Source organism: Acinetobacter sp. ANC_7504 (genome assembly GCF_056779995.1).
In genome coordinates, this window is record NZ_JBWYIZ010000007.1 from 120,432 (window position 1) to 139,590 (window position 19,159).

19 protein-coding genes are annotated in these 19,159 nt (G+C 39.7%); 13 read left to right on the forward strand and 6 right to left on the reverse strand.

All coding sequences use genetic code 11. From position 1 onward, the window contains the following. Window positions 1-2: 2 nt before the first annotated feature. Window positions 3-1,202: an alanine racemase gene (locus tag AC1M9F_RS09295; RefSeq protein WP_481597620.1), complete on the forward strand. Its 1,200-nt coding sequence runs from the start codon at window positions 3-5 to the stop codon at window positions 1,200-1,202. Between the two features lie 57 nt (window positions 1,203-1,259). Here the strand turns inward: AC1M9F_RS09295 and AC1M9F_RS09300 are convergent, their stop codons facing one another. Next, window positions 1,260-2,879 (reverse strand): glutamate synthase-related protein, encoded by a 1,620-nt coding sequence (locus AC1M9F_RS09300; protein WP_481597621.1) that lies wholly within the window; start codon window positions 2,877-2,879, stop codon window positions 1,260-1,262. A gap of 325 nt (window positions 2,880-3,204) precedes the next feature. On the opposite strand from AC1M9F_RS09300, the gene thrS reads away from it, so the two are divergent. Further along, complete coding sequence (gene thrS / locus AC1M9F_RS09305) at window positions 3,205-5,127, forward strand: threonine--tRNA ligase (protein WP_092768341.1); 1,923 nt, start codon at window positions 3,205-3,207, stop codon at window positions 5,125-5,127. A 5-nt stretch (window positions 5,128-5,132) separates the two neighbouring features. After that, entirely contained in the window at window positions 5,133-5,684 is a 552-nt protein-coding gene (infC, locus tag AC1M9F_RS09310; RefSeq protein WP_081403231.1) for a translation initiation factor IF-3, read from the forward strand. Between the two features lie 443 nt (window positions 5,685-6,127). Here the strand turns inward: infC and AC1M9F_RS09315 are convergent, their stop codons facing one another. Then, window positions 6,128-6,598 (reverse strand): Hsp20 family protein, encoded by a 471-nt coding sequence (locus AC1M9F_RS09315; RefSeq protein ID WP_481595065.1) that lies wholly within the window; start codon window positions 6,596-6,598, stop codon window positions 6,128-6,130. A gap of 281 nt (window positions 6,599-6,879) precedes the next feature. Here AC1M9F_RS09315 and AC1M9F_RS09320 point away from each other — a divergent pair, with 281 nt between their 5' ends. The 6 genes from AC1M9F_RS09320 to AC1M9F_RS09345 all read left to right on the forward strand — a co-directional run bounded on the left by AC1M9F_RS09320 (window position 6,880) and on the right by AC1M9F_RS09345 (window position 9,638). Then, window positions 6,880-7,497 carry a glutathione S-transferase family protein gene (locus tag AC1M9F_RS09320; protein WP_481591525.1) on the forward strand — a complete coding sequence of 206 codons (618 nt, stop codon included), beginning with the start codon at window positions 6,880-6,882 and terminating at the stop codon, window positions 7,495-7,497. A gap of 72 nt (window positions 7,498-7,569) precedes the next feature. Then, window positions 7,570-7,866, forward strand: coding sequence for a hypothetical protein (locus AC1M9F_RS09325; RefSeq protein WP_481591524.1), 297 nt, complete (start codon window positions 7,570-7,572; stop codon window positions 7,864-7,866). Beyond that, window positions 7,866-8,291, forward strand: coding sequence for a YqaA family protein (locus AC1M9F_RS09330; RefSeq protein ID WP_481591523.1), 426 nt, complete (start codon window positions 7,866-7,868; stop codon window positions 8,289-8,291). The genes AC1M9F_RS09325 and AC1M9F_RS09330 overlap by 1 nt, the downstream gene beginning before the upstream one ends. 158 nt (window positions 8,292-8,449) lie before the next feature. Beyond that, window positions 8,450-8,644: a 50S ribosomal protein L35 gene (gene rpmI, locus AC1M9F_RS09335; protein WP_004278281.1), complete on the forward strand. Its 195-nt coding sequence runs from the start codon at window positions 8,450-8,452 to the stop codon at window positions 8,642-8,644. Window positions 8,645-8,655: 11 nt separating this feature from the next. Beyond that, entirely contained in the window at window positions 8,656-9,015 is a 360-nt protein-coding gene (rplT, locus tag AC1M9F_RS09340; protein ID WP_004867327.1) for a 50S ribosomal protein L20, read from the forward strand. Window positions 9,016-9,098: 83 nt separating this feature from the next. Then, window positions 9,099-9,638 carry a P-loop NTPase family protein gene (locus tag AC1M9F_RS09345; RefSeq protein ID WP_481597622.1) on the forward strand — a complete coding sequence of 180 codons (540 nt, stop codon included), beginning with the start codon at window positions 9,099-9,101 and terminating at the stop codon, window positions 9,636-9,638. Here AC1M9F_RS09345 and AC1M9F_RS09350 read toward each other — a convergent pair. Beyond that, entirely contained in the window at window positions 9,623-10,648 is a 1,026-nt protein-coding gene (locus tag AC1M9F_RS09350) for a hypothetical protein (protein ID WP_481597623.1), read from the reverse strand. The genes AC1M9F_RS09345 and AC1M9F_RS09350 overlap by 16 nt on opposite strands. Before the next feature lie 169 nt (window positions 10,649-10,817). Here AC1M9F_RS09350 and pheS point away from each other — a divergent pair, with 169 nt between their 5' ends. From pheS to AC1M9F_RS09365, 3 genes are all read left to right on the forward strand, one after another. Next, window positions 10,818-11,798 (forward strand): phenylalanine--tRNA ligase subunit alpha, encoded by a 981-nt coding sequence (gene pheS / locus AC1M9F_RS09355; RefSeq protein WP_035265373.1) that lies wholly within the window; start codon window positions 10,818-10,820, stop codon window positions 11,796-11,798. Between the two features lie 120 nt (window positions 11,799-11,918). After that, the gene (pheT, locus tag AC1M9F_RS09360) at window positions 11,919-14,300 is read left to right on the forward strand and encodes a phenylalanine--tRNA ligase subunit beta (protein WP_481597624.1); all 2,382 of its coding nucleotides are present in this window, start codon (window positions 11,919-11,921) and stop codon (window positions 14,298-14,300) included. Beyond that, on the forward strand, window positions 14,297-14,593 hold the full coding sequence (locus AC1M9F_RS09365; RefSeq protein WP_035265376.1) for an integration host factor subunit alpha: 297 nt from the start codon (window positions 14,297-14,299) through the stop codon (window positions 14,591-14,593). Before pheT ends, AC1M9F_RS09365 begins: the two co-directional genes overlap by 4 nt. Before the next feature lie 141 nt (window positions 14,594-14,734). On the opposite strand, the gene AC1M9F_RS09370 is transcribed toward AC1M9F_RS09365, so the two are convergent. The 3 genes from AC1M9F_RS09370 to trxA all read right to left on the reverse strand — a co-directional run bounded on the left by AC1M9F_RS09370 (window position 14,735) and on the right by trxA (window position 17,335). Next, window positions 14,735-15,019, reverse strand: a complete 285-nt coding sequence (locus AC1M9F_RS09370) for a hypothetical protein (protein ID WP_035268570.1) — start codon at window positions 15,017-15,019, stop codon at window positions 14,735-14,737. Window positions 15,020-15,420: 401 nt separating this feature from the next. Beyond that, window positions 15,421-16,689 carry a transcription termination factor Rho gene (gene rho, locus AC1M9F_RS09375; RefSeq protein WP_035268567.1) on the reverse strand — a complete coding sequence of 423 codons (1,269 nt, stop codon included), beginning with the start codon at window positions 16,687-16,689 and terminating at the stop codon, window positions 15,421-15,423. Window positions 16,690-17,008: 319 nt separating this feature from the next. Next, window positions 17,009-17,335: a thioredoxin gene (gene trxA / locus AC1M9F_RS09380; RefSeq protein WP_481597625.1), complete on the reverse strand. Its 327-nt coding sequence runs from the start codon at window positions 17,333-17,335 to the stop codon at window positions 17,009-17,011. 269 nt (window positions 17,336-17,604) lie between these two features. Between trxA and ppx the strand changes: the two genes are divergently transcribed. Further along, the gene (gene ppx, locus AC1M9F_RS09385) at window positions 17,605-19,125 is read left to right on the forward strand and encodes an exopolyphosphatase (RefSeq protein ID WP_481597626.1); all 1,521 of its coding nucleotides are present in this window, start codon (window positions 17,605-17,607) and stop codon (window positions 19,123-19,125) included. Window positions 19,126-19,159: the final 34 nt, after the last annotated feature.

Sequence of the window (19,159 nt, forward strand, 5' to 3'; positions counted from 1 at the left end):
AGATGAATAGTTTTTTTAATCAAATGAATGATGATTTGCGGGCACATGGTTTAGGTCAACCTATGCTCTTGATCGATGACGATGCATTAAACTTTAATATTGCTTATGTAAAAAATCAGTTAGCTTCGGCAAAGCACTTAAAACCGCGGTTGGTCGTTAAATCCTTGGCTTGTTTGCCTTTGTTAAAAAAGCTAAGTTTCGATTTAGACACCAGACACTTTATGGTGTTCCATATTGATCACTTAGAATTGATGTTCAATCATTTTGATCAAGCTGATTTACTCTTTGGCAAGCCGATGCCAATTCGTGCAGTAGAAAGGTTTTATCAAAACCATCACACGCCAATCCAATGCAAGATACATTGGTTAATTGATTCCTTTGCTCGCTTGCAACAATATCATGCCTTGGCTGATCAACTGGGACTTAGCTTCAATATCAATCTTGAAATTGATGTGGGATTACATCGTGGAGGCGTTCAAAATTTTGCTGAATTTATACAAATGCTCAATTATATTCAGCAGCATCAAAAAACTTTAAATTTAAGTGGTTTAATGGGCTACGATGCGCATGTCACTAAACTACCTAAGGTGGTGAAGCGTGCAGAAACAGCTTATGCTGAATCTCAACATATTTATCAAAATTATCAGCACATCTTAAAGCACCAATTTCCAGATTTAAATCATGCTCAGCTTTGTTTTAACGGAGGAGGAAGTCCAACCTTTAGTTTTCACGTGAAAGATAGTGTGTGTAATGATCTGTCATTTGGCTCAATGTTGCTAAAGCCCAGCGATTTTGATTCTGAATATCTTTCTTTGCTTAAACCCGCTTTATATATTGCGAGTCCCGTACTGAAAGTATTAGACGAAGTCTCGTTGCCTGGGATGCCTTCATTTAAAAAAATAAAATTCTTTCAGAAGCATCAAGCGGTTTTTATCTATGGTGGCTATTGGATGGGTCAATATGTTTATCCAGCAAAATCTCATCCTCATCTATTGTATGGACGAAGCACCAATCAGGAAATGATTTGTGTCGATCGTAAAATTGATATCCATCCTGATGACTACGTATTTATTCGACCGAGTCAGAGTGAAGTGGTCATCCCGCAGTTCAATCGCACGTATCTTTATCGAAAAGAAAATGAGTGGAATTCATCTGACTTGGAATCGAATAAATTTGAACCTTGGGAAAATTTTAGAGAGTAGTGATTAAAAGAAAAAAGGGATGAAGTTAATCATCCCTTTTTAGCATTGGTTTGAAATTTATTGGACGCCGCCGTAATGGATGCCCGTTAATTCACTGATTTCTTTTTTCCAAGTGGTTAAGTCATCCAAATTAAATTTACTTAAATGGTCATGCCCACAAGCACGCGCCATTACTTGCATCAACTCGACTGAAGCATTGAAGAAGTTGGCGAGTTGCTGTGCTGATTTTTCAATTTCGAGTCTTCGACGCAAATGATCTTTTTGTGTTGCAATACCGACAGAGCATTCATTTGTATTACACGCGCGCATTCCTAAACAACCAATTGCCTGCATGGCAGAGTTAGACACTGCAATGGCATCTGCACCCAGCGCCAAGGCTTTAATAAAATCAGCAGGGACACGTAAACCACCTGTAATGACCAAACTAATGTCACGACGTCCTAAACGATCTAAATGACGACGTGCCCGTGCCAAGGCAGGAATGGTCGGCACTGAAATATTGTCACGGAATAATGTTGGTGCTGCACCTGTACCACCACCACGACCATCTAAAATAATGTAGTCCACACCTATCGCAATCGCAGCATCAATGTCTTTTTCGATATGCTGTGCAGAAAGTTTAAAGCCAATCGGAATACCACCTGTCTGCTCGCGTATATAGTTTGCAAACTCCTTGTACTGAGAAAGTTCAGTCCAATCCGGGAAGGTTGCGGGAGAAATCGCAGATTGTCCTTCTTTTAAACCACGTACTTCTGCAATTTTTCCGACCACTTTATGCCCGGGTAGATGTCCGCCTGTTCCTGTTTTTGCTGCCTGTCCACCTTTAAAGTGAAAAGCTTGGCATTTTTTTACTTTTTCAATGTCATAGCCAAAACGACCAGAGGCCAGTTCGTAAAAATATCGTGAATTCGAGGCTTGTTCATCATCTAACATTCCACCCTCACCAGAACAGATGCCAGTACCTGCCATTTCCGCACCCATTGCCAGTGCAGTTTTTGCTTCTTGCGATAAAGCTCCAAAACTCATGTCGGAAACAAATAATGGAATATTGAGTCTCAATGGTTTTTTTGCATTTGGTCCAATAATCACTTCGCTTGCAACGGGGGCATCATCCAGTAGAGGAACTTTCCAAAGTTGAGCTGTGACCAGTTGGATATCTTCCCATTTTGGAAGTTTGTCAAAAGGCACACCCATGGCTGCGGTAGGACCATGATGACCGAAATTTTTTAGACCAGTTCGAGCTAATTCTAAGATGAATCTATTGTGTGGCTCTTCAGGAGCAGGCTGTGAATCTGCATAGAGTCCTTGATAACGATCACGGTTGAATTGCTGTGGATTTCTTTTTTCCCAAGCTTCAATTTCTTCTAAGTCAACATAGACATGATCATCATGAATCCAAGCTTTAAATTTTTGCAGATTTTTATTGAGATATCTCGGGTTAATGCCAGTTTTATAGAGGTAATGAGAGCCGTGAAGGCCACATACAATTTTGTCGCCTTGAATATGGGCATCGGACATGAGTGCTCCGCGATGCTGACAACGACCATACATGACAACGACTTTTTCTTCATCGTGATCTTCAAGACGGAGAACAACAAGATCCACATTGGCTGCTAAAGCATATGCGGGTTTAAGCGGCTGAAGTGTAGACCAAGCAATTAGTGGGTGAGATTTCATATGACCTGCCTAATGATTTCAGTGGGTTATATTTATTTGTTTAAAAGTATGTTAATCATCTAATAGAAAGTATAAAAGATTATTTTTCTATAATTGGGATAATATTGGTTTAAATATTAATTTGGGAATATATTTTAACTATTTTTGTCATAATTAAAACTGCTATCGCCTAATGCTCGATTAACGGTTTATTAAACAACGTGACACGTGTAAAATCTCTAGCGATTTTATTTATCCACCGTTTTTATCTTTTGAGGTTCGCCTCGATCATAATCTCGCGGTGACATGCTCCATTGTACGGGGCATCACTCCTTAAGGATTTTTTATGCCAATTATTACTTTGCCAAACGGCGATCAAAAACAATTTGATCAAGCTGTCTCTGTCATGGAAGTTGCTCAAAGCATCGGTCCAGGTCTTGCAAAAAATACGGTTGCAGGTCGTGTAAACGGCCATCTAGTTGATGCATGTGACTTAATCACTGATGATGCCACGTTGCAGATCATTACGCCTAAAGATGATGAAGGTGTTGAAATTATTCGTCACTCTTGTGCCCATTTAGTTGGTCACGCAGTGAAGCAGCTTTTCCCCGAAGCAAAGATGGTGATTGGACCTGTCATTGAAGATGGTTTCTATTACGATATCTACAGTGAAAAACCATTTACACCAGATGATATGGCTGCCATCGAAGAGCGTATGAAAAAGCTCATCGATCAAGATTATGATGTCATTAAAAAGATGACACCTCGTGATGAAGTGATCAAAGTATTCACTGAGCGTGGTGAAGATTATAAATTACGCCTCATCGAAGATATGCCAGATGAGACTCAAATGGGTCTTTATTATCATCAAGAATATGTGGATATGTGTCGTGGTCCACACGTACCAAACACTAAATTCTTAAAGTCATTTAAGTTGACGAAGATGTCAGGTGCTTACTGGCGTGGTGATGCGAAAAACGAACAACTTCAACGTATTTATGGTACGGCTTGGGCGGATAAGAAGCAGTTGGCTGCTTATATCAAGCGTATTGAAGAAGCTGAAAAGCGTGACCACCGTAAAATTGGTAAAGCGCTTGATCTGTTCCACATGCAAGAAGAAGCACCAGGCATGGTGTTCTGGCATCCAAATGGCTGGACGATCTATCAAGTTTTAGAACAATACATGCGTAAAGTTCAGCAGGACAATGGTTATCAAGAGATTCGCACACCTCAGGTGGTCGATTTTAGTCTGTGGGAAAAATCAGGACATGCTGCAAACTATGCAGAAAACATGTTTACTACACATTCTGAAAACCGTAACTATGCCGTTAAACCAATGAACTGCCCATGTCATGTTCAAGTGTTTAACCAAGGTTTAAAATCTTACCGTGATTTACCAATTCGTCTTGCTGAATTTGGTTCATGTCACCGTAACGAACCATCGGGTTCATTACACGGGATTATGCGTGTTCGTGGTTTCACCCAAGATGATGCACACATTTTTTGTACAACTGAGCAAATTGGTCAAGAAGTTGCTGACTTTATTAAACTGACTTTAGATGTTTATAAAGATTTCGGTTTTGAAGAAGTGCAAATGAAACTCTCAACACGTCCAGAAAAGCGTGTAGGGGATGATAAGCTTTGGGATGTTGCTGAAAAATCTTTAGCTGACGCACTGGATGCAGCGGGTCTCGCTTGGGATTTACAACCTGGTGAGGGTGCGTTCTACGGTCCTAAAATTGAATTTTCTTTGAAAGATTGTTTAGGTCGTATCTGGCAGTGCGGTACAATCCAATGCGATTTTAACTTGCCATTACGTTTAGATGCATCTTATGTCACTGAAGACAACGATCGTGATCATCCTGTGATGCTTCATCGTGCAATTCTTGGCAGTTTTGAACGTTTTATTGGTATACTTATTGAACACTACGCTGGATTTATGCCACCATGGTTGGCACCAATTCAAGCATGTGTGATGAATATTACCGATTCTCAAGCAGATGCTTGTCAGTCAGTCGTCGCTAAATTGCAAGAAAATGGCATTCGAGCGATTTCAGACTTGAGAAATGAGAAAATCGGCTTTAAGATTCGTGAGCGTACTTTAGAGCGTATTCCATACCTATTGGTGCTTGGGGATCGAGAAGTAGAGGAAGGTACAGTGAATGTACGTACTCGCTCTGGAACAAATTTAGGTACTATGTCTATCGATGCATTCGTTGACTTAGTGAAAGTAGCCGTAGCCGAACGCGGCCGGTATATTGTGGAGTAAGAAAGATTAAACAGCCTGACCGTAACCAACAACAAGGTGCTAAAAGCAATCGTCCTGCATTAAATGATGAGATTCGTGCGAAAGAAGTGCGTCTCGTTGGCGCTGACGGAGAACAAAAAGGCATCGTTTCACTTGCTGAAGCGTTGCGTGCTGCAGAAGAAGTTGATCTTGACCTCGTTGAGATCGTTGCAAATGCAGAGCCGCCTGTTTGTAAAATCATGGATTACAACAAGCATTTATTTGATCTGAAGCAAAAGCAAAAAGATGCTAAGAAAAAGCAGCATCAAGTTCAGGTTAAAGAGATCAAGTTGCGTCCTGGTACAGACGTTGGTGATTACAATGTTAAGTTGCGTGCTATTCTGAAATTCCTTGAAGAAGGCAACAAAGTTAAAATTACTCTACGTTTCCGTGGTCGTGAGATGGCTCACCAACAATTGGGTCTTGCTCAATTACAAAAGATTGAAGCTGATGTGGCTGAAATCGGTGTAGTGGAACAAGCACCAAAAATGGAAGGCCGTCAAATGGGTATGTTACTTGGTCCTAAAAAGAAAAAGTAAAACCGATTTAGAGAAAAAGCCCTGCACATGCAGGGCTTTTTTATATGTTGATTGAAGGGATATAGGTACATCCTGAGTTAGTAAAGAGAGGAACGACTGTAGTTGGGGTATAAATCATCAGTTGAATATTTCCATCAGGCAGTACTTTAGTGAAGTCTAATAAACGTATATTTTAAACTTCTCGAATCATTTTGTGGCTTGAGTAGAAAATGTAATTATTTCGACAGGTAAACTCGTACTTATGCATAGAAAATTCTAGATGGATGGTAAAACTGAATAGGTTTAGAGTGTTTACTGTCTTGAAAGATGACCCAAAAAGGATTTTTTATATTGCACATCAGCACATCAGGAAATTCGTTGCTCAAAGTACCTGTAGATTTGATCTATAAAAAAAGCCGATACTTTTGCATCGGCTTTTTTTGTGACTCATTAAGTTCGATGCTTTATTCGACATGAACTGTTTTTTCAGTAGACTCTGTATTTTCTAACAGAAGTTTTTTGCCAATTGGAATTTGTCGAGGTAATTTCTCTTCTGGAATGATACGCTCTAAGTCGATCACTAATAAGCCATTTTCATAATCTGCTTGTTGAACTTCAATATGTTCATCTAAGCGAAGCGATAATTTAAATGAACGACGCGCAATTCCTTTATGAAGATATTCGGTTTGTTCAGATTGAATAGCTTCCGGTTTTCCTGTGATTGAGAGAAGTTGATTTTCAAGACTGATATTTAACTCATCTTGACTAAATCCTGCAGTAGCGACCACGATGCGATATCTGTTCTCACCTTTTTTTTCAATGTTATAAGGTGGGTAGTTTGGAGCATCACTTTGCATTGCGTAATCAATAAAATCGTTTAAACGATCAAAACCAATACTACGACGAAACAATGGATGAAGATTTAAGTTACTCATGATTAAAACCTCCTGAGGTCAGCAAAGTCATAAAAATAAGAATGTTGTTCTGTCATGACTATCATCAACAGAACCAGATGATCATCATTAATCTGGCAATTTTTTATATAGGTTCAGACCGAAATTTTTCAATAATAAATTCAAAAAAATTTTAAAATTATTTTATAAATAATTGATTTTTTATAATTTATAAATAAAAAATTTCTATCCTTGTTGTTTGGTTTGAAATGATTTATGGTGGGTAAATCAATCAACAAAGGGCATATGGAGCCTGAACTGTAATGATCGATTTATATTATTGGGGAACACCCAACGGATTAAAAATAACAATTGCACTCGAAGAAATGGCTTTAGATTATCAAATCTATCCAATCAATATCTTAGAAAATGATCAGTTCCAAGCTGACTTTCTTGCGATTTCTCCTAATAATAAAATTCCTGCGATAGTTGATCAAAATGGACCAAATAATCAAGCAATTTCGATTTTCGAATCTGGTGCAATACTGCAATATTTAGGACGTAAAACGGGACAATTCTATCCTCAGCACGAAATCGCGAGGATTCAGGTTGAGCAGTGGTTGATGTGGCAAATGGGTGGTCTAGGACCGATGTTAGGTCAAAATCATCATTTCGCTAAATTTGCTAAAGAGAAAATCCCTTATGCGATCGAGCGCTACATTACAGAAACCAAAAGATTATATGGGGTGCTCAATAAGCAGTTAGTTGGGCAAGACTATGTGGCAGGTGAGTACTCTATTGCGGATATGGCAATTTTCCCTTGGTTGATGCGGCACGAGTGGCAAAGTATTCATTTAGCAGAGTTTGCTGAAGTGGAAGCTTATATTCAACGTATCCAACAGAGACCAGCGGTACAAAAGGCGCTTGCACTACTAAAGTAGATCACGGATTTAAGTGTGATAAACTTTACATATCTAAACCACCATTTGGTGGTTTTTTTATGGAGAACTGCCATGAAGGATTTTTTTTTAAATTTTAGCAAAATTGTTGAATCTAATTCAAAAGTATACTGGGCAATTATTGCTGGTATTTTACTCTGTGTTGCTTCTTATATCGTCGAAATATTTCATGTGCAAAATATCATTGCAGCAATCGAACCAGATTCTAGGGATCAATTAAAACAGGTGATTCCAGCAATTACGAGTAAATATACGGTGCTACGTGTCATCATAGTAGTGTTGGCAATTGCGTGGTCGATAAAAGAATATCGCAAAACGCAGAAACTTTTAGCGGCGAACAAGTCCAGTTAATGAATCTGATTTTATTGTTCTTAAGTGCCTTTGGAGCCGCCACTTTATTGCCCTTACAGTCCGAAGCAGTATTGTTGGGGTCATTTGCTTTAAAACAATTTTCGCCGTGGATGCTTATTTTTGTTGCAAGTGTAGCGAATGTGATGGGTTCATGCGTTAATTGGTGGTTGGGCTTAAAAATAGAGCAGTTTAAAACCAAAAAGTGGTTTCCATTTAAGTCAGATCAAATGATTCGTGCTCAACGGGCTTATCAGCAGTATGGTACATGGTCACTTCTTTTAAGTTGGGTGCCTATCATTGGTGATCCAATCACCTTAATTGCAGGAATCTTGAAAGAAAAATTCTGGAAATTTATCTTCGTGGTGGGTATAGCGAAAACAGGTCGATATCTATTTATCTACTGGGTGTATCTTGGTTTGTTCTAAATTTTCGTAGAGTAAAACTCATCAAGATTAATTTGTCTGAATCAAGATTAACGGTGCTTTTGTTTTGCGCAAAGATGCTATAGAATACTCGCTCCCTTACCTGCAGGTCGTATTGTAATGGTGCAAACGAGCCGAACAGGTGTTCAAAAGAGGTTGTTATGCCTAAGATGAAAACTCGCCGTGGTGCAGCAAAACGCTTCAAAGCGACTGCTAACGGTTTTAAGCGTAAACAAGCGTTCAAACGCCACATTTTGACCAAAAAATCTGCTAAGCGTATTCGTCAATTGCGCGGCTGTGTAATGGTTCACGTAAGTGACGTTGCTTCAGTTCGTCGTATGTGCCCGTACATCTAAGGAGATTATAAATGGCTCGTGTAAAACGTGGTGTACAGGCTCATCGCCGTCACAAAAAAATTCTTGCTCGCGCTAAAGGTTACTATGGTGCTCGTTCACGCGTTTACCGCGTAGCGTTCCAAGCGGTAATCAAAGCAGGTCAATATGCTTACCGTGACCGTCGTCAAAAGAAACGTCAATTCCGTGCTTTATGGATTGCGCGTATCAATGCTGGTGCACGTCAAAATGGTTTGTCGTACAGCCGTATGATCGATGGCTTGAAAAAAGCTCAAGTGATCATCGACCGTCGCGTACTTGCTGACATCGCTATGCATGACGCAGTTGCATTTGCTGCTTTAGCTGAAAAAGCTAAAGGCGCATTAGCTGCTTAATCATCGTAGATGAGAAAAAGACCGCTTTTTAGCGGTCTTTTTTATTTTCATCGTTTACGACCAAATAAAGCCAAGAGATTAGTATGAATAAAATTATGGTCGTCGGTACAGCAGCATCTGGGAAAACAACCTTTGCACGTAAGTTGGCTGTTCAACTGCAAGTCGATCATATTGAACTTGATAATCTCTTTTGGTTGGATAACTGGATCGAGTCAGCTTCAATACAATTTCAAGAAAAATTTATAAATCGTGTTAGGTCTATGAATAAGGGCTTCGTGATTGATGGTAATTATTCCCTGATTCAAAATTTAATCTTAAGTGAGATCGACACTGTGATTTGGTTGGATTTTTCACTACGCGTAAATCTTTATCGTGTGATTAAGAGGTCGCTATACCGAGTGATTAGCCAAAAGAAAATATGGAAAAATTCTAACAATAGAGAACATTGGGCGAAATTGTTAAGTAAAGACTCAATAATATTGTGGGTAGTCCAAACACATGGGAAAAATAGATTTAAATATTTGCAGATGATGAATGCCACTCAATATCATCATATAAAGTGGCTACATTTTCATAAAACTGAACAATTAGATGAATTTTTAAAACATCACAGTCCAAAATAGTAAGCGCAGAAACAGATTATTGCAGTGACTAAAATGAGGGCAAATACATTTGATTTACCTGTTTTAGGTGTGGGTTGGTGAGAACTGGAATCATTGTTGAAAAATCGTTTTCCATGTTGAGTATGTGTTGAGGCTTCATCCAAAGGGGAGTGAATTTCGGGGCTTTTTAAATGAGCAGTTTTATAGTGATTTGCTACTTTAGTAATGAATTTTGCACTCAGGTCATCTAACTTTTGTTGAAATACCTTCAGTTGTTTTTCTTTCTCAAGAGATTCTTGATGATCTTGCTCCAAAAGTTTTCGTTTTTGAATATTTAAATGTTGTTCTAGATGCATGAAACGGACTAAGGTTTCATTGGCATAAGGTGCTGCATAATCTTGTGGGAGTAATGGTAAGGCAACTCCAATGTTGCAGGGCGATTGATCGTCAGTACCATAAAAGATTGCGCCACGCTCAACGGATTGCACGCCTTGTGCTAATGCGCGATCGAACAGCTCATTCTCTGTGTAGTGGTGAATATCATTCCAATTAGGTGCTTGAAGATCTGCCTCAACACGTTTGATATGTTGGGTGGATAGATCAAAACGCCAAAATGTTTCAATTCGTGCAGGGAGTGTTTGGTTGTTTGGTATGTCGAAGTCTTGTTCAGAACTATACCATTCGGCAAGTTCTTTACCACAGATCCATGCTGTTTTTACATTGCGGTGATGACTGACAATGAAATGGGGATATGGTAAAAGCTCAACATTTGGATTGGGATTTTTTTCATCGATTAATAAACTTGAGTTATGTAGGCTTAAGCGTGTGACACCCTGACGTTTTAAGCTTTCTAACCAAACTTGGAAATGTTGTGCCAATAAGTGTTGCGTATTTAAATCTCGAAAAAGGAAATGGTGCTGATTAAAAATCGCATGATTTTTCCAGTGTTGAAAACTTAAATCCTGACTTAAAAACTCATTGCCGTAAGTCACAAGTGTGAGCTGTTGTTTCCAAATTTGATCTAATGCCATGACATATCTTCTCAATGATCATTGCGCATATCTTAAACTTTTTATAAATGTAATTTCCAATTTAATTCCACATCCAATTTTAACACTTGCTGATCTTCATACGGAGCTATAAAAGCTGTTAGAATGCGCAGTTATATTATTTTTTATATTTGTTGCTTTGAGAGTTACTATGTCACTGGAAGCCCTGACCACTGAAGCGCTCGCTGCCATTGCAGCAGCTCAAGACCTTGCAACACTCGATCAGGTTCGAGTGCAATTTACGGGTAAGAAAAGCCAGCTTGCTGAACAATCGAAAGCACTGGGTAAAATGGATCCGGAAGAGCGTAAGGTTTTTGGTGCGCAGATTCATTCAGTTCGAGAAGCGATTAATGGCGCATTAACTGAGCGTCAAACTGCATTACAAAAAGCTGCACTAGAACAAAAATTAGCAAGTGAACAGATCGACATCACGTTGCCTGGTCGTGGACAACAGGTGGGCAGTATCCACCCAGTGACCCAAGTACAAGAGCGTATTTGTCAATTCTTCACGAAAGCAGGTTTTTCTGTTGCGACTGGTCCAGAGGTTGAAGATGACTATCACAACTTTGAGGCATTAAATATTCCTGGTCATCACCCTGCGCGTGCAATGCACGATACCTTTTACTTCGATGTAAACCATTTGCTTCGTACGCATACCTCTGGTGTACAGATTCGAACGATGGAAACACAGCAACCACCAATTCGTATTGTATGTCCAGGTCGTGTGTATCGCTGTGACTCAGACCAAACACATTCTCCGATGTTCCACCAGATTGAAGGTTTGTACGTTGCAGAAAATACGAGCTTTGCTGAGTTAAAAGGATTATTGGTTAATTTGCTGAATGAGTTCTTTGAAAAAGACTTGAAAGTACGTTTCCGCCCATCTTACTTCCCATTCACAGAACCAAGTGCTGAAGTCGACATCATGGATGAGCGAGGAAAATGGTTAGAAGTATTAGGTTGTGGCATGGTGCATCCAAATGTTCTTCGTTCAGCGGGTATTGATCCAGATAAGTACAAAGGCTTTGCATTTGGTTTAGGTGTTGAACGTTTTGCAATGCTTCGTTATGGCATAAACGACTTGCGTATGTTCTACCAAAATGATGTGCGTTTCTTACGCCAGTTTGCTTAAAACTTTTTATTAAATCCTCTCCTAACTTGAGGAATTCCACAGAATCATTTGGGGTTCTCTCCCTTAGCAAAGGGGGTTAGAGGGAGGATTCTAGAGATTTGAATTACAGGTTTTATATCAATGAAAATTAGCGAAAATTGGCTACGCACATGGGTTAACCCAGCCATCGATAGCGATACTTTATCTGACCAACTGACCATGCTTGGCCTTGAGGTAGATGATTTATCTCCTGCTGCAAAACCATTTACAGGTGTGGTTGTAGGTGAAGTACTTACGGTAGAACAGCACCCAGATGCAGATCGTTTACGTGTAACGACTGTCAACATTGGTGTGGGTGAACCATTACAAATCGTCTGTGGTGCACCTAATGTACGTGCAGGAATGAAAGCACCCGTAGCAACCATCGGTGCAGTATTGCCAGGTGATTTTAAAATCAAAAAAGGTAAGCTTCGTGGTGTTGAATCACAAGGTATGCTGTGCGGTGCATCTGAAATTGATTTAGAAGATAAAATCGACGGTCTACTCGAGCTTCCTGCGGACGCGCCAGTCGGTGTAAACGTACGTGAATATCTAGACCTTGATGACAACGTGATTGATATTAGTATCACACCAAACCGTGGTGACTGTTTCAGTATTCGTGGGATTGCACGTGAAATTGGTGTGATTAACCAACTTCCCGTGACTGCGCCTGAAATTAAAGAAGTGGCTGCAACGATTGCTGATGAAAAGAAGGTCGTTGTATCTACTGAAGGTTGCCCACGTTACTTAGGTCGTGTGATCAAAAACGTCAACACCAAAGCGCCAACTCCTGAATGGATGGAACGCGCACTGGCTCGTTCTGGTATCCGTCAGCACAGTATCTTAGTTGATATTACCAACTATGTATTGATGGAGTTCGGTCAACCGCTTCACGCATTTGATGGTGGTAAAGTTCAAGGTGCGGTACACGTTCGTCAAGCAACTGCAGGTGAAAAACTTGTTCTCTTGAATGAGCAAGAAGTTGAAATGCAAGACAACGTGATGGTGATTGCAGATGACGAAAAAGCATTAGCAATTGCGGGCATCATGGGTGGCTTGTCTTCATCGGTGACAGACGCAACGACTGAAATCTTCCTTGAATCAGCATTCTTTGCACCACTTCATATTGCGGGTCGTGCGCGTAGCTTCGGTTTACATACAGATGCGTCTCAGCGTTATGAGCGTGGAGTGGATTTCGAACTTCCAATGATCGCAATGCACCGTGCATCTCAGTTGATTTCTGAGCTTGCAGGTGGTGAATTTGGTCCAATTACGGTAGCAGAAAATCCAAGAGTATTGCCAACACGCGAAGCAATCGAGCTTGAGCAGGCGCAAGTTGATCAACTTCTTGGTTATAAAGTTGACTCTGACTTTATTACTGATGCGTTAACACGTCTAGGTTGTCAGGTAACAATTAAAGCACAAGGTCAATGGTCTGTCGTACCGCCATCACATCGTTATGATATGGCAATCTACCAAGACTTAATTGAAGAGGTTGCGCGTATTCATGGTTATGACAACATTCAAATCAGCTTGCCTGTGATTGATGTGAAACTTGCAAAATACCAAGATCAATTTGAAGTTGCACAATTACGTCAAACTTTGGTTGCACTTGGTTATCAAGAGGCAATCAGCTTTAGTTTTGCTGATCTAAAACTTGAAAAACAGTTAAATCCAAGTGTAAATCCTTTGGCATTGGCAAATCCAATTTCAAGTGATTTGGCTGTAATGCGTTCGACTTTACTTTCAAGCTTAATTCCTTGTGTCCAATACAACGTTAATCGTCAACAAAGTCGCGTACGCTTCTTTGAGCTTGGCTTACGTTTTGATTATCAAGAAGCCACCAGTATTCATGATCTTAAGCAAATACCTACACTTGCGATTGTGGCAACAGGTGCGAAGAATCAGGAATCTTGGCATGCTAAACCTCAGCCAATGGATTTCTTCGATTTTAAAGGTGAAATTGAGGCTGTATTGGCGGCTGGGCGAGTTCAAGTAGAATATGTGCGTTCAGAGCGTTCATGGTTACATCCAGGTCAATCTGCTGAAATTTTAGTGGACGGACAATCAATTGGTTATATTGGTCGTTTACATCCATCGCTTGAAGATGAGCTTGATCTCGCAACGACATGGGTAGCAGAACTCGATCAATCGTCTGTTTTGCAAACTTATGTATCTAATTTTACAGAATTATCACGATTTCCTTCAGTGAGACGTGATATTGCAGTTTTAATTAGTGATAAGATTAATGTTAGTGAAATTCAGCAACTTATCGAAAAAACTGGAGGAGAGTTACTTGATTCTTCTTGGTTATTCGATGTGTATACGGGTCAAGGTGTAGAAGAGGGTAAACGTTCATTGGCGTTTGCACTTTTATGGCAGCATCCGAGTCGCACGCTTGAGGATGCTGAAATTAAATCTGGTATGGATAATATTTTACAAGTGTTAGAAAACACTTACCAAGCGACATTGAGGGCCTCATGACAGCATTAACAAAAGCAGAAATGGCTGATCATTTGAGTGAGCTGACGAGTTTAAATCGTCGTGAAGCTAAACAAATGGTTGAGTTGTTTTTTGATGAAATTAGCCAGGCATTAATTGCAGGTGAACATGTCAAATTATCGGGTTTTGGTAATTTCGAACTGCGTGACAAGCGTCAGCGTCCAGGGCGTAATCCAAAAACAGGTGAGGAGATTCCTATTTCTGCTCGCCGTGTAGTGACCTTCCGTGCTGGTCAAAAGTTTAGACAGCGTGTAGGGACAGAGCAAGTCGATTAATCGCTTGATCAAATAACATTTAAAAACCTGAGCTCAGCTCAGGTTTTTTTATGCTCTTAACTTTATGCGTATTCATAAAATTCAGCGCATAAAAAAAGAGAACCAAAGGTTCTCTTTTTTTCGAATAATCTAAACTTTAGATTATTGAGCAGCAGAAGCAGCAGCAGTAGCGTCAGCAGCAGCGTCAGTAGCTTCAGCAGCAGCATCAGTAGCTTCAGCAGCAGCAGCGTCAGCTTGAGCAGCAACTTCAGAAGAAGCTTCAACAGCAGCAGCGTCAGCAGCTACAACAGCTTCAGAAGCAGCTTCTACAGCTTCAGATGCAGCAGCGTTTGCGTCAGCAGCAGCTTCTTCAGTTTTTTTAGCACAACCAACGAAAGCTAAAGTAGTAGCAACGGCAGCAGCAATAGCAATTTTTTTGAATAACATGGCATCACTCTCATTAAAATAAATTGAGACAAAAAACCCGGTTAGTCTGTTGTGTGCTTTTATTATTCCTAACGTTAGTAAGGTTAATAACGCATGGAGCAGCCTAACTGGTATGCCGACATGCTATCACTGAGTATTTTGAATTACTACTAGGCGAAATGAAAAAATGCTTAAAAAATGAAAAATTTGACCCTATTTTTAACAGAAAATTACAATCATTATTGCATTTTGAATTGGAGAAATACTAAGTAAATACTTAAAAAATAAAGGGAATTAAAATACAAGATGATAAAAATCACATACTTGCAAGAAAAGTTACATTCAAAAGTTAGTATTGTGTATTTATGTAAATGGTGTCAACCCAAATAAAAGGCCATCAAAAAATGATGGCCTTTTGCGTATTAGTTGGCAGCTTTGCGTTTCATTTGATCGAAGAAATCATCATTGGTCTTGGTTTCCTTCATGCGATCAAGTAAGAATTCCATCGCAGCAAGTTCGTCCATAGGATGGAGAAGCTTACGTAAAATCCAAACCTTACGTAGTTTATCTTCATCCATGAGGCGTTCCTCACGACGTGTACCAGATTTCTTGATATTCATCGCAGGGAATACACGTTTCTCAGCAATACGGCGATCAAGCGTAATCTCTTGGTTACCTGTACCTTTGAATTCTTCGTAGATGACTTCATCCATTTTACTGCCAGTTTCAATTAAAGCAGTAGAAATGATCGTAAGTGAACCACCTTCTTCGATATTACGTGCAGCACCGAAGAAACGTTTTGGACGTTCTAAAGCGTGGGCATCAACACCACCAGTTAAAACTTTACCTGATGATGGAATAACAGTGTTATATGCACGTGCTAAACGTGTAATTGAGTCAAGCAAAATAACAACGTCTTTTTTGTGTTCTACCAGACGTTTCGCTTTTTCAATCACCATTTCAGCGACTTGAACGTGACGTGCAGGTGATTCGTCAAATGTTGAAGCAACAACTTCACCACGAACGGTACGTTCCATTTCTGTTACTTCTTCTGGGCGCTCATCAATGAGAAGAACGATTAGGAAGCATTCAGGATTATTACGAACAATAGATTGAGCAATGTTTTGGATCAACATTGTCTTACCAGCTTTAGGTGGTGCAACAATAATTGAACGTTGACCTTTACCAATTGGAGCAACTAAATCGACAACACGCGCAGTTAAATCTTCAGTCGAACCATTTCCTAACTCCATCACTAATTGTTCAGTTGGGAATAAAGGCGTTAAGTTTTCGAAAAGAATCTTATTGCGAGAGTTTTCTGGCGTGTCGTAGTTAATTTGATTCACTTTTAAAAGTGCAAAATAACGTTCGCCTTCTTTTGGTGGACGAATCGTACCTGTAATCGTATCCCCAGTGCGCAAATTGAAGCGGCGAATTTGAGAAGGGCTGACATAAATGTCATCTGGACCCGCAAGGTAAGACCCTGCTGCAGAACGTAAAAAACCGAAACCATCAGACAGAATTTCAAGAACACCATCGCCGAAAATTTCTTCACCATTCATAGCATGGCGTTTCAAAATGGCAAAAATAATGTCTTGCTTACGGTTACGTGCCATTCCTTCAAGGCCCATGAACTCAGCAATTTTGATGAGTTCGCCTATCGGTTTTTTCTTGAGTTCAGTTAAGTTCATAAATGGTCGATTGAATTAAAAGGAAGTGTGGAACACAGATAGAATAGAAGCAAAAGACATCCGCAGTGCAAGAAAAGAGCAGCAATTGATTTGCACAATAACAAACTCAGAATCTAGTAAGTTCTTTCGAGGAGAAATGTGTAAACAATTTCTTTAGCCGAGCGGCGATCTTATGTTTTGTGTATTGTAAGAAACGAGGAGAAATTGTCCAAGTGTTTCTTGATCATGCAATATAAGTGAGATATGGCTCTTTGTCAATTTTACCGTCAAAAAAAGCGCCAAAAATTTGACGCTTTCAAGGCAATTAAAATTGAAAGAATTAGATATTTTCTTCAATAAAAGCTGCAAGTTTAGATTTAGGAGCTGCACCAACTTGTTGAGCAACAACTTCACCATTTTTGAACATCAATAAAGCTGGGATATTACGAATATTGTAATTTACAGCAGTTTGTTCGCATGAAGTTACGTCAACTTTTACGATTTTAACCTTACCTTCGTATTCAGTTGCTAAAACTTCAAGTACAGGAGCAATAGCTTTACATGGCGCACACCAGCCTGCCCAAAAATCAACAAGAACTGGCGTGTCAGAATTTAAAACGTCAGCTTCAAAATTAGCATCAGTTGTATTAACAATATTAGTAGACATGGAATTTGCTCCGAATAATTTTTTGAAAACGGTCTATCTATGTATATAAGTATTACATAGACCACTTTAACAAAGTAGGGGATAGGGTTTATTTTCGGACTAAATTCTGTAAATGTCTAATTGATGCTCACGATTTCCATGATCGGTGTAACACAATTGTCATATATGATGATTTTTTAAATAGTCGTTAAATTGACTAAATAAATGGCTTTTAAATTACAGTTATGTGAATTAATCTAGGCACAATTCTGGTTGAACTTAGCGCAACAATGTCTGATTTTTTGATTGATGAAGAACTCCTTGCAGCCATTGATATGGGCTCAAACAGCTTCCACTTGGCGATTGCTCGAGTTGATCATGGTGAGGTAAAAAAAGTCGCATCGATGTCTGAAAAGGTCCAATTGGCCGCAGGTTTAGATGAAAATAAAAATTTGACAGAAGCTGCTCAACAACGTGGTTTAGCATGCTTAGCTCGATTTGTAGGGCGCCTAAGTTCAGTCCAATCCAATCGCTTAAGAATTGTCGCCACCAATGCGTTGCGCCAAGCTAAAAATGGGCATGAATTCATTCAAAAAGCAGCTGAAATTCTGCCTAAACCTATTGAAATTATTGCTGGTCGTGAAGAAGCACGTTTAATTTATTTAGGTGTATCACATACTATGGCGAACAGCGGTCGCCGTTTGGTGATTGATATTGGTGGTGGCTCGACTGAGTTAATCATTGGTGAAGAGTTTGAGCCGATTCATACTGAATCCGTGCAAATGGGATGCGTTGCATTTACCAAGGCCTATTTTGCAGACGGCGATATTAATCCAAAAGCTTTCGATCGTGCGGTGACTGCTGCACGCAAAGAAATCTCGGGTATCGCGACAACTTATCGTGCGGCAGGATGGGATACTGTTGTTGGTTCAAGTGGAACCATTAAAGCCTGTCGTCAAATTGTGGTAAATATGGGCTGGAGCGATGATCAGGAAAACTTGACGCGTGAAGGCTTGGAAAAACTTAAAGATAAATTACTCAAATACAAACATATTTCAGACATGGAATTTGAAGGTCTTAAGGAAGATCGTCGTGCAGTCCTACCTGCGGGTATTGCGATTTTATACGCTGTATTTGAAGTTCTTCAAGTTGATAAACTGGTCTATTCAGATGGCGCCTTACGAGAAGGTGTAATGTATGATTTACTCGGGCGTTTCCAGCATGAAGATATTCGAGATCGTAGCGTACAAGCCTTGATGGGGCGTTATGGTGCTGATCAAAAACAAGCAGAACGTGTTGTTGAAACGGCTCAACAATTATTTGATAGCGTGGCAGGAACGCTTGGTCTAAATAATGACGATAGTGATTTGCTACGTCGAGCAGCTTATCTTCATGAAATTGGTTTAGCCATTAGTCATAGTGGTTATCATCGTCATGGCGCATATTTGCTTCAGCATTCTGACATTGCTGGTTTTTCACAAATTGATCAAAATCATTTGTCACATTTGGTCGCTCATCATCGCCGTAAATTGCGTGCTGAAGCAAAAAATGATGTGACGAAAGTCGGTGGAATTAAACTTGTCTATCTATGTTTGCTCCTTCGTCTCGCAATTTTGCTGAATCACAGCCGAAGCGATGAGATGCTTCCTGCCATTGAATTAAAGATATTAGATGAGCAACAATGGCAACTGAAAGTTTCTGGTGATGCAAAACAATGGCCTTTGTTGGTTGCAGAGCTGCATGATGAGCAGGTGCAATTTAAACATTGGGATATCGTTTTGAATATTCAGTCGGAACAATTTATTGGCTAACAAAAGCTGATAAACGAATTTTATTAGTTAACTA

What these genes read in the sequence shown, in the direction of transcription:
- rpmI (WP_004278281.1), top strand. Translation starts at nt 8,450, where the DNA reads ATGCCTAAGATGAAAACTCGCCGTGGTGCAGCAAAACGCTTCAAAGCG.
- trxA (WP_481597625.1), bottom strand. Translation starts at nt 17,335, where the DNA reads ATGTCTACTAATATTGTTAATACAACTGATGCTAATTTTGAAGCTGAC.
- AC1M9F_RS09315 (WP_481595065.1), bottom strand. Translation starts at nt 6,598, where the DNA reads ATGAGTAACTTAAATCTTCATCCATTGTTTCGTCGTAGTATTGGTTTT.
- AC1M9F_RS09350 (WP_481597623.1), bottom strand. Translation starts at nt 10,648, where the DNA reads ATGGCATTAGATCAAATTTGGAAACAACAGCTCACACTTGTGACTTAC.
- AC1M9F_RS09345 (WP_481597622.1), top strand. Translation starts at nt 9,099, where the DNA reads ATGAATAAAATTATGGTCGTCGGTACAGCAGCATCTGGGAAAACAACC.
- pheT (WP_481597624.1), top strand. Translation starts at nt 11,919, where the DNA reads ATGAAAATTAGCGAAAATTGGCTACGCACATGGGTTAACCCAGCCATC.
- ppx (WP_481597626.1), top strand. Translation starts at nt 17,605, where the DNA reads ATGTCTGATTTTTTGATTGATGAAGAACTCCTTGCAGCCATTGATATG.
- AC1M9F_RS09370 (WP_035268570.1), bottom strand. Translation starts at nt 15,019, where the DNA reads ATGTTATTCAAAAAAATTGCTATTGCTGCTGCCGTTGCTACTACTTTA.
- thrS (WP_092768341.1), top strand. Translation starts at nt 3,205, where the DNA reads ATGCCAATTATTACTTTGCCAAACGGCGATCAAAAACAATTTGATCAA.
- rplT (WP_004867327.1), top strand. Translation starts at nt 8,656, where the DNA reads ATGGCTCGTGTAAAACGTGGTGTACAGGCTCATCGCCGTCACAAAAAA.
- rho (WP_035268567.1), bottom strand. Translation starts at nt 16,689, where the DNA reads ATGAACTTAACTGAACTCAAGAAAAAACCGATAGGCGAACTCATCAAA.
- AC1M9F_RS09300 (WP_481597621.1), bottom strand. Translation starts at nt 2,879, where the DNA reads ATGAAATCTCACCCACTAATTGCTTGGTCTACACTTCAGCCGCTTAAA.
- AC1M9F_RS09325 (WP_481591524.1), top strand. Translation starts at nt 7,570, where the DNA reads ATGAAGGATTTTTTTTTAAATTTTAGCAAAATTGTTGAATCTAATTCA.
- pheS (WP_035265373.1), top strand. Translation starts at nt 10,818, where the DNA reads ATGTCACTGGAAGCCCTGACCACTGAAGCGCTCGCTGCCATTGCAGCA.
- AC1M9F_RS09320 (WP_481591525.1), top strand. Translation starts at nt 6,880, where the DNA reads ATGATCGATTTATATTATTGGGGAACACCCAACGGATTAAAAATAACA.
- AC1M9F_RS09295 (WP_481597620.1), top strand. Translation starts at nt 3, where the DNA reads ATGAATAGTTTTTTTAATCAAATGAATGATGATTTGCGGGCACATGGT.
- AC1M9F_RS09330 (WP_481591523.1), top strand. Translation starts at nt 7,866, where the DNA reads ATGAATCTGATTTTATTGTTCTTAAGTGCCTTTGGAGCCGCCACTTTA.
- AC1M9F_RS09365 (WP_035265376.1), top strand. Translation starts at nt 14,297, where the DNA reads ATGACAGCATTAACAAAAGCAGAAATGGCTGATCATTTGAGTGAGCTG.